The 9130-nt window shown below is 40.0% G+C and carries 7 protein-coding genes; 6 read left to right on the forward strand and 1 reads right to left on the reverse strand.

Annotation, left to right across the window (positions count from 1 at the left end; all coding sequences use genetic code 11):
• Positions 1-245: 245 nt before the first annotated feature.
• Complete coding sequence (locus tag KQP79_RS02275) at positions 246-3383, forward strand: DUF2723 domain-containing protein (RefSeq protein WP_008775691.1); 3138 nt, start codon at positions 246-248, stop codon at positions 3381-3383.
• Between the two features lie 11 nt (positions 3384-3394).
• A complete protein-coding gene (locus KQP79_RS02280) occupies positions 3395-3673 on the forward strand; it encodes a DUF3098 domain-containing protein (protein ID WP_004296016.1) in 279 nt (92 codons plus the stop codon).
• Here the strand turns inward: KQP79_RS02280 and KQP79_RS02285 are convergent.
• Positions 3645-4664 (reverse strand): arginase family protein, encoded by a 1020-nt coding sequence (locus tag KQP79_RS02285; protein ID WP_004296015.1) that lies wholly within the window; start codon positions 4662-4664, stop codon positions 3645-3647. The genes KQP79_RS02280 and KQP79_RS02285 overlap by 29 nt on opposite strands.
• Positions 4665-4755: 91 nt before the next feature.
• Between KQP79_RS02285 and KQP79_RS02290 the strand changes: the two genes are divergently transcribed.
• The 4 genes from KQP79_RS02290 to KQP79_RS02305 all read left to right on the forward strand — a co-directional run.
• Complete coding sequence (locus KQP79_RS02290) at positions 4756-5106, forward strand: winged helix-turn-helix transcriptional regulator (RefSeq protein ID WP_004296014.1); 351 nt, start codon at positions 4756-4758, stop codon at positions 5104-5106.
• Positions 5107-5201: 95 nt separating this feature from the next.
• On the forward strand, positions 5202-5753 hold the full coding sequence (locus KQP79_RS02295) for an RNA polymerase sigma-70 factor (protein WP_004296013.1): 552 nt from the start codon (positions 5202-5204) through the stop codon (positions 5751-5753).
• Between the two features lie 97 nt (positions 5754-5850).
• Positions 5851-6825, forward strand: a complete 975-nt coding sequence (locus KQP79_RS02300; protein ID WP_004309739.1) for a FecR family protein — start codon at positions 5851-5853, stop codon at positions 6823-6825.
• Positions 6826-6949: 124 nt separating this feature from the next.
• The coding region (locus tag KQP79_RS02305; RefSeq protein ID WP_264386614.1) for a secretin and TonB N-terminal domain-containing protein at positions 6950-9130 on the forward strand (2181 nt) is incomplete at its 3' end.

The raw sequence follows: 9130 nt of genomic DNA on the forward strand, positions 1-9130 counted from the left end.
TGTTTTTCCTAATATCCCAATAGTTTTTTCATATTTGATACATTGTCATTTTTATGCCATTTACTTTACTATGCCATTATTAATTTGTACCTAATTTATCCTCTGTCTGTTTTTGTCTATCTCTTCACTTTTATTATTATTGATTATCAACATATTATCATTGACGACCGTCCGTATCCGTCCGGTAAAAAATGCCTGTTTTAGCAGTATGTCCTGTAACTTTGCAAATAAAAAAGTACAGAACAATGAGCAACTTATTATTTAAAAGATGGAATGATTTCGGTGGGTGGCTGGTCTTTCTGATAGCAGCATTTGTGTATGGGATGACCATCGAACCAACCGCAAGTTTCTGGGATTGTCCCGAATTTATTTCTTGTGCTGAAAAATTACAGGTAGGGCATCCGCCGGGAGCACCTTTCTATATGCTTGTCGGCAACCTGTTTACCCAGTTTGCTTCCGATGCTTCGCAAGTGTCGGGAATGGTCAACTTTTTAAATGCACTATTGAGTGCCGGTTGTATCTTGTTTCTTTTCTGGAGTATTACCCGATTAGTGAGAGCCTTGCTTGTGGGCGATGAACGGAAATTATCTGTTATGGATGTTATTATCATTCTGGGAGCAGGTTTTGTGGGAGCTTTAGCTTATACTTTCAGTGATACATTCTGGTTTAGTGCGGTAGAGGGGGAGGTATATGCCTTCTCTTCTTTCCTCACAGCCTTGGTATTTTGGATGATTCTTCGCTGGCAGGATGAAGCAGATTCTGTGTCCGGTGACCGCTGGATTATCCTGATAGCCTATATTATAGGGCTTTCAATCGGAGTGCATTTGCTTAATCTGCTTTGTATTCCTGCCATTGTATTAGTGTTCTATTACCAAAAATATCAGACTCTATCACTCAAGGGAGTTATCGGGGCCATTGCATTATCCGGTATTCTTATTGTATTGATTCTTTTTGTTTATATACCCGGAATGGCTGATGTAGGAGGATGGTTCGAATTATTCTTTGTCAATGTGATGGGATTACCCTTCCAGTCAGGATTGATCGTCTTTCTGGGTTTGGTCCTGTTTTTACTGATAGGAGCCATTTATCGGTTCAGAAAACGCATCGTGAATACCGGTTTGTGGTGTTTACTCATGCTCACCATAGGATATACCACCTATGCGGTCATACTCATTCGTGCCAATGCTAATACGCCGCTCAATGAGAATGCACCGGATACTATTTTCACACTCAAAAGCTACCTGAATCGCGAACAGTATGAAAGTGCTCCTTTACTTTATGGGAGAACCTATGCGTCCGAACCGGAGTATGTGCCCGAAGGAGACTATTACAAGGTAAAGACAGAAAAAGGTAGTGCCATCTATCGGCCGGATAAGAAAGAAGGCAAGTATAAAATTATTCGCTATAAGGAAGACGTGTGCTACACTCAAAATATGTTATTTCCGCGGATGTGGAATGATCGTTCGGCCGCTTCTTACAAAGGATGGTCCGGTGGAGGTGCGAATGAGGCTCCTACACAAAAAGAGAACCTGACTTATTTTATCACATACCAACTCAATTACATGTACTGGCGCTATTTCTTATGGAATTTTGTCGGACGACAGAATGATATTCAAGGAAGCGGTGAACCGGAACATGGTAACTGGATTACAGGAATTTCCTGGCTTGATAATCTGCGACTGGGGGATCAAAAACTTTTGCCGGAATCTTTGCGTGAGAACAAAGGTCACAATGTGTTCTATGGCTTACCATTATTATTAGGATTACTCGGTATCTATTGGCAATGGACACGTGGAAAAAAAGGCAAGCAGCAATTCAGTGTCTTATTTTTCCTTTTCTTTATGACGGGATTGGCTATTGTGCTCTATCTGAATCAGACTCCCGGACAACCCCGTGAACGGGATTATGCGTATGCAGGTTCGTTTTATGCGTTCGCTATCTGGATTGGAATGGGAGCCGCCGGATGCTGTGACATGCTTCGCAGGAAACAGGCAAAAATCCTCCCAGTCGGCTTACTTATGCTGCTTTGCCTGTTTGTCCCCATACAAATGGCAAGCCAGACTTGGGATGACCACGATCGAAGCAACCGGTATACCTGTCGTGACTTTGGTGCTAATTATCTGATGACACTTCCCGACAAAGGAAATCCGATCATATTCTGTGAGGGGGATAATGATACGTTCCCCTTGTGGTATAATCAGGATACGGAAGAAGTACGCAGAGATGTACGTATCTGCAATTTAAGTTATGCGCAGACCGACTGGTACATTTATCAGCAACAATGTCCTCTGTACGATGCTCCCGGACTGCCGATCAGTTGGGATCAAAATCAATACCAGGAAGGGAAGAACGAATATGTGGCTGTTCGTCCGGAATTGAAGAAACAGATAGAAGCATTGTATCAGAAACATCCCGAAGAAGCCCGTGATAGTTTTGGAAATGATCCGTATGAAATAAAGAATATCCTGAAATATTGGGTGTTCGCAGAGAAACAGGAATTCCATGTGATACCTACCGATACTATAAATATTTATATTGATAAGGATGCAGTACTCCGTTCTGGAATGATGTTGCCTGAAGCCATTCGTCATTTAAAAGGGGAAGAACTAAGAGATGCAATACCGGATAAACTGTCTATTTCTCTAAAAAATATACGTCTGTTGACTAAAGTGGACTTACTCATGCTCGAGATCCTGGCTAACTGTAACTGGGAACGTCCCCTGTACATGGCAATCTCGGTAGGCAACTCCAGTAAACTGAAATTTGATGACTACTTTGTTCAGGAAGGGTTAGCATTCCGGTTTACTCCTTTCAACTATAAAGAATGGGGAGACGTGGAAGAAGGCAATGGATATGCCATAGATACGGAGAAGCTCTACGAGAATGTGATGAACAGATATAAATACGGTGGATTGGATACTCCCGGACTTTATCTGGACGAAACAACCCTGCGCATCTGTTATTCTCATCGAAGGCTCTTTGCGCAACTGGCTAAAGAATTGGTGAAACAAGGAGACGACATCCGTGCCAGAAAAGTATTGGAATATGCTGGGCAAGCTATTCCGGCATATAATGTTCCTGAAGTATACGAGAGTGGTTCGTATGATATAGCCACCGCTTATGCTTCCATAGGAGAAACGCAGAAAGCGACCGATCTATTGAATCATCTGATAGCAGAATCGGAAAATTATATCGACTGGGCTTTCTCATTGGGAGATAACCGGATAGGGATGGTTCAACAGGATTGTTTGTATAGGTTCTGGCAATGGAATCAGTGTAATGAATTACTGAAGAGTATGGATAAAGAGAGATATGAACAGAGTAATCAGCAATTTGAAAAGAAATATATGCGCTTTACTCAACTAATGAATTATCACAACTAAACTCAAAGAATATGAAATCGAAAAGAATAAGAGAAGAAGAAATAAAAACAGTATTGGGCAAAAGAAATTACGTCATCTTAATTATCGGCTCTATATTGATTATCATAGGATATATATTAATGAGCGGCGAGGGGAGTACCCTTGCCGCCTATAATCCCGATATATTTAGTGGAACACGCATACGTATTGCCCCATTATTGTGTTTATTGGGGTATCTACTGAATGTATTCGGTATTCTTTACCGTCCTCGTCAAAGGGGATTTAATCTTTCAATAGAGGTAACTGATTGAGCATATTTCTAAGTTTGATTGCCACTCGTGGCATAGGTTCGGCAACTGTAAGTCCTACCAGATCATATTCGGAGGATATATCATTAATGATACGAACTACTTCTTCAATCTTCATGCCGTTAGGCTCAACGCCTACGGCAGCGATTATCTCTGCCGGGTCCAATACATCCATATCGAAATGTATAACCACCTTCGAAACCCCGGTACTTTTCAGCCATTCCATAATCTTTGTACGATCATTGGCAACTTCCTGTGGAGATAATCCTTTAATTCCCAGCTTTCTTTGTCGTTCCTGCATACCCTCATCCCATGAGCGGAGTCCGACAATCAGGGCTTTGGAAGCATCCGTTTTTCCCGGAAGTAATTCCATTATTTCTTCATCTCCCATTCCCAAACAAGCTGTTAGTGCCATTGCATGATAACCCTTATATTCATCATAAGGCAGATTGATGTCGGGATGTGCGTCTATCCAGACGATAGCTACATCATCCGGGTATCTATTGATTAAATAAGTAAACGGAACAACACTAACGGAACATTCTCCTCCTAAAGTGACAATCCGATCCGGATGATTCTCTTTAAGCAGATCAAGCGCAGCTTTAGTTTGTTTCAGTATGACACTGCGTGCACTGATACCTTTTTCCGTCGCTCTGTCATTTATATCCAGTGAAACCGGAACTTCGACCGTATTCTGACCGGTCTGTGGGGCTAAATAGTTCAATAACTGTGCTCCCAGATAGTAGCCTCTGGATGAATCTTCCGCCGGAATATCAGGCATCCAATGATCTACAATTCCTCCTTGCCATTGAGGATAGATAAAACGAAGAGTTGATTTTTTATTTTCCATATTTACATTGTTTGTTACTTTTTCTTGTGCATTCATTGAAACGACTCCAACGACTAATGCAAGTGATAATAAATACTTTCTCATCTTTTTGAAGCAAAAGTAGGGAATACCTGAAACATCGGCAAGTAGGGACGAATTATTCATATACTGATAAATTTAGCCCTATACTACATTTGGGGATTATTATTTTTGTTTTTGTAGTGATATCCTTATTTTTGCAGAAAAGCAGAAAACTATGTATAAGAAGAAAATTCCTTTTGATATTGATTGTGGGATAAAGATTACGATGGAAGTGATCGGGGGAAAATGGAAAAGTTGCATCATTCAGGAATTATGCACTGGTCCGAAACGTCCCAGCGAGCTGCATCGTTTATTTACCGAGGCAAGTCCCCGGGTCATCAATCAACAACTGAAAGAATTGGAGATGCACGGCATTATCAGCAAAAAGATATTCATGGAGCTTCCTCCCCATTCGGAATATGCTATCACCGAATTGGGAAAGACGCTGATTCCTCTGATTGAGCAACTGGAAATCTGGGGTGATAGCTTTCGTCCGGAGATGAAGAGAATCTTGAAAATAGAATAAATCTTTCTAATATCATTAATATTTCAAAAAAGACCATCTATCTAAAATAAATTATTGCTTCTTTTGTCCTAATGAAATGAAAATTGGGAGATAGTATGAATAACAACATTGATATAAAAACGCTGGAGGCCTTTCAGGATGGGAATCACAAGGCCTTTGAGACTATTTTTATAGCATACTACAACAAAACCAAAACATTCATTGACGGATATATAAAATCAGAACCTGATGCGGAAGAGCTGACAGAGGATTTATTTGTCAATCTTTGGATCAACCGTCATTCGATTGATACGTCCAGATCATTCAATTCTTATTTGCACACCATTGCAAGAAATGCAGCAATCAACTTTCTGAAACATAAATATGTGTGTGATGCCTATCTGAACAATAATCAAGAAACAGGATATAGCTCTACTTCCGAAGAAGACCTTATTGCCAAGGAATTGGAAATGCTGATTGACGAACTTGTCGGAGGAATGCCCGAACAACGGAGAATGATTTATACATTGAGTCGTAACGAAGGATTATCCAATGCCGAAATTGCCGAACGCCTGAATACTACCAAAAGAAATGTTGAAAGCCAGCTAAGTCTTGCTTTGAAAGAAATACGGAAGGTTATTTCATGTTTCCTGGTATCACTATTATAGCATTATATTTTTTTTCATTCTGCTTTATAAAAAAAACTTCCACTTTCTTATTGAGCTTTTTGCCACTAAACTGTATATATAGTAAAGTGCAGCAAAAATGAAGAAAAGTAATATCAGTAAAATCATCAAAATGTTCCTCTCCGCACGCTTTCCATCCGAAACGGAAGAGAAAGTGCAGAAGTGGATCATTAAAGACCAAAATCAGCAGGCGAAAGCAAAAGCTTCATTGGATTATTGGAATGAATTGGACGTAGAAGCCGATTCGAGCACTTATGTCTCATTGGAACGGGTAAACTTAAGAACAGGATATAATAAGGAGCATCTGACCAACGTAGCTTCTTATCAGAAGTTTGCCCGTGTTGCCGCCGTTATTGTTCCTTTGTTTTTATTGGCAGGAGGAATGTTCTACTATCTTTCTCCCCGAAACGAAATGATAGAGGTATCTGTTGCCTATGGAGAACAGAAGCGTCTAATCTTGCCGGACAGTTCGGAAGTATGGTTGAATGCGGGAAGTTCCATTTTATACCCGGAGACTTTTGCCAAAGATAAACGTCAGGTCATTCTCAACGGTGAAGCTTATTTCTCTGTCAAAAAAGATACTGCAAGTCCTTTTATTGTAGAAACCTCCCAACTCTCTGTGAAAGTTCTTGGAACCAGGTTCAATGTGAAAGCCTATCCTAATGATGAGAAAATAACGACTACATTGACTAGCGGTAAAGTGGAAGTGAGTGTCCGGTCTCAACCTCCCCATATACTAAAGCCCGATGAGCAGCTTACATACGACAAAAAATCATCAGATATTCACATATCAGTGATAGATACGAATGATACAAATTGTTGGATGGCGGGAAAACTAGTATTTACCAATGCCAGCGCCGGAGAAATATTCCGAACCTTGGAAAGGCACTATAACACCACTATTGATAATACAGCAATTATCCCCGCATCCAAACGATATACGGTTAAATTTCTGAAAGATGAAAGTCTGAATGAAATACTAAATATATTGAAAGATATCATCGGCTTTGATTATCAGCAATATGAAAAGAAAATAGTATTAACCCGACAATAAAAAGAAACAGCCTATGAATAAAAAGAACCGGGAAGCAGCTTGAGACCCTCCTCCCAGTTCTGAAATGTCTACCCTCATTCAACAAGTGACGTAAAATGAAGTATCAACATACAAATATAGAATAATGAATCGAATAAATACAAATAAACAGGCAGGTAAGCTCGCCATTTTTTTATTTTTTACTTTTCTATCTCTTACAACTATTGCACAGAATAAAGATAAAAAGATTACCATACAAAATAAAAATATCTCATTAAAAGAGGCTTTTGCACAAATTGAAACACAAACCGGATATAGCATCGCTTATGAACAATCGAACCTGAATATCGAAAAGAAGCACTCTTTATCATTCAAAAATGTAACCATTGACAAAGCTATGGCTCAACTATTGAAGGAAACCGGATATGTATATAAGATAAAAGGATATCATATTATAATTTCTTTGCAGGATATCAAACAAAAGACTACTAGCAATGATACACAAAAACTGACTCAAACCATAAGAGGAATCGTTGTTGATTCCAAAACCAATACACCCATAGAATATGCCTCTGTCTGTATAATAGAAGATCCCTCACGGGGAGGTTCGACTGACGGACGGGGAAATTTCCGGATTAATAATATCCCGGTGGGTCGTTATAATATTCAGGCATCTTTTATGGGGTATCGCCCAAGTATCATCAGCGAAGTATCTGTCACTTCATTCAAAGAAGTATTTGTAGAGATTCCTATGGATGAGAATGTACAAGATTTGGCTGAAGTACTTGTCAAGCCGGAAATAAAAAAAGACCGGACTATCAACCCAATGGCTATCACAGGAGGACGTATGATTAGTATTGAAGAAGCGTCCCGATTTGCCAATGGTTTTGACGATCCTGCACGGTTAAGTTCTGCATTTGCAGGTGTAGCAGGAGATGTCGGTACTAATGCGGTTGCCATCCGGGGAAATGCCCCGCAATTTACACAATGGAGACTGGAGGGAATTGAAATACCTAATCCTACTCACTTTGCTGATTTATCAGGCTTGGGAGGAGGATTTCTGTCCGCTTTGAGTACGCAAGTCATCGGCAACTCCGATTTCTACAACGGAGCTTTCCCGGCGGAATACAGCAATGCCTTATCAGGAGTTTTCGATATGCATCTGCGAAATGGTAATAATCAGAAGTACGAACACGCTTTTCAAGTCGGGCTCATGGGGATAGATTTGGCCTCGGAAGGACCTATCAATAAAAAGCGGGGAAGTTCCTACCTGATTAATTACCGCTTTTCTACTACTTCACTGGCATCGGGTAATGACATCAACCTGAAATATCAGGATTTAGCCTTCAAACTAAATTTTCCCACACGTAAAGCTGGAACCTTTTCGATCTGGGGATTAGGATTGATAGACAGAAATAAAGCAGATGTTTTGGAACGTTCCGAATGGGAAACGATGGGAGACCGGTCGTCGGGATATAATAAACTGGAAAAACTGGCAGGTGGCTTAGCGCACAAATATGTACTGGATGAAAATACTTATATCCGTTCTTCTCTATCCGCTACCTATTCCAAAGACCGTTCATTGGCGGACTTACATACCGACGACGCTATTATTAATGTAGCAGATATTCAGAATAGCAGATGGAATTTAGTATTCAATTCATATCTGAATAAGAAATTCAGTCCGAGGCATACCAACAGAACAGGGATTACCATTACGGAACTTAAATATGATCTTGATTACAAAGTCAGCTCTTATTTGGGATTAAACAAACCTATGGAACAAATATCGAAAGGCAGTGGAGAAAGTACAGTCCTCTCGGCATATAGTAGTTCCGTAATAAACTTGAGCAACAATCTGACAACCAGTTTAGGGGTTACCGGACAATATTTTACTTTAAACAAGAACTGGTCGATAGAACCGAGAGTTGCCCTTAAATGGAAAATAAATCCTGCACATTCTTTAGCAGCAGCTTACGGCTTGCATAGCCGCCGGGAAAGGCTCGACTATTACTTTGTTGAACAGATAATCAATGGTAAAAAAGAATCAAACCGGTACCTGGACTTCTCAAAGGCACATCATTTCGGATTCACTTATGACTGGAATATCAATCAGAGCCTACATCTGAAAATAGAACCCTATTATCAATACTTGTTCCACATACCGGTTGAGGAAAACTCCTCCTTTTCGATTATCAATTATGAAGAATTCTATTTAGACCGCATATTGACAAACACCGGAATAGCCAAAAACTATGGAATAGATATAACACTGGAACAATACATGAAAAACGGCTTCTACTATATGATTACAGCTTCATTATTC

It is taken from the genome of Bacteroides sp. DH3716P, assembly GCF_025914115.1.
GTDB lineage: Bacteria > Bacteroidota > Bacteroidia > Bacteroidales > Bacteroidaceae > Bacteroides > Bacteroides ovatus.

Excerpts from the sequence above, each read along its gene's own strand:
- KQP79_RS02275 (WP_008775691.1), top strand. The coding sequence starts at position 246 with ATGAGCAACTTATTATTTAAAAGATGGAATGATTTCGGTGGGTGGCTG.
- KQP79_RS02280 (WP_004296016.1), top strand. The coding sequence starts at position 3,395 with ATGAAATCGAAAAGAATAAGAGAAGAAGAAATAAAAACAGTATTGGGC.
- KQP79_RS02285 (WP_004296015.1), bottom strand. The coding sequence starts at position 4,664 with ATGAATAATTCGTCCCTACTTGCCGATGTTTCAGGTATTCCCTACTTT.
- KQP79_RS02290 (WP_004296014.1), top strand. The coding sequence starts at position 4,756 with ATGTATAAGAAGAAAATTCCTTTTGATATTGATTGTGGGATAAAGATT.
- KQP79_RS02295 (WP_004296013.1), top strand. The coding sequence starts at position 5,202 with ATGAATAACAACATTGATATAAAAACGCTGGAGGCCTTTCAGGATGGG.
- KQP79_RS02300 (WP_004309739.1), top strand. The coding sequence starts at position 5,851 with ATGAAGAAAAGTAATATCAGTAAAATCATCAAAATGTTCCTCTCCGCA.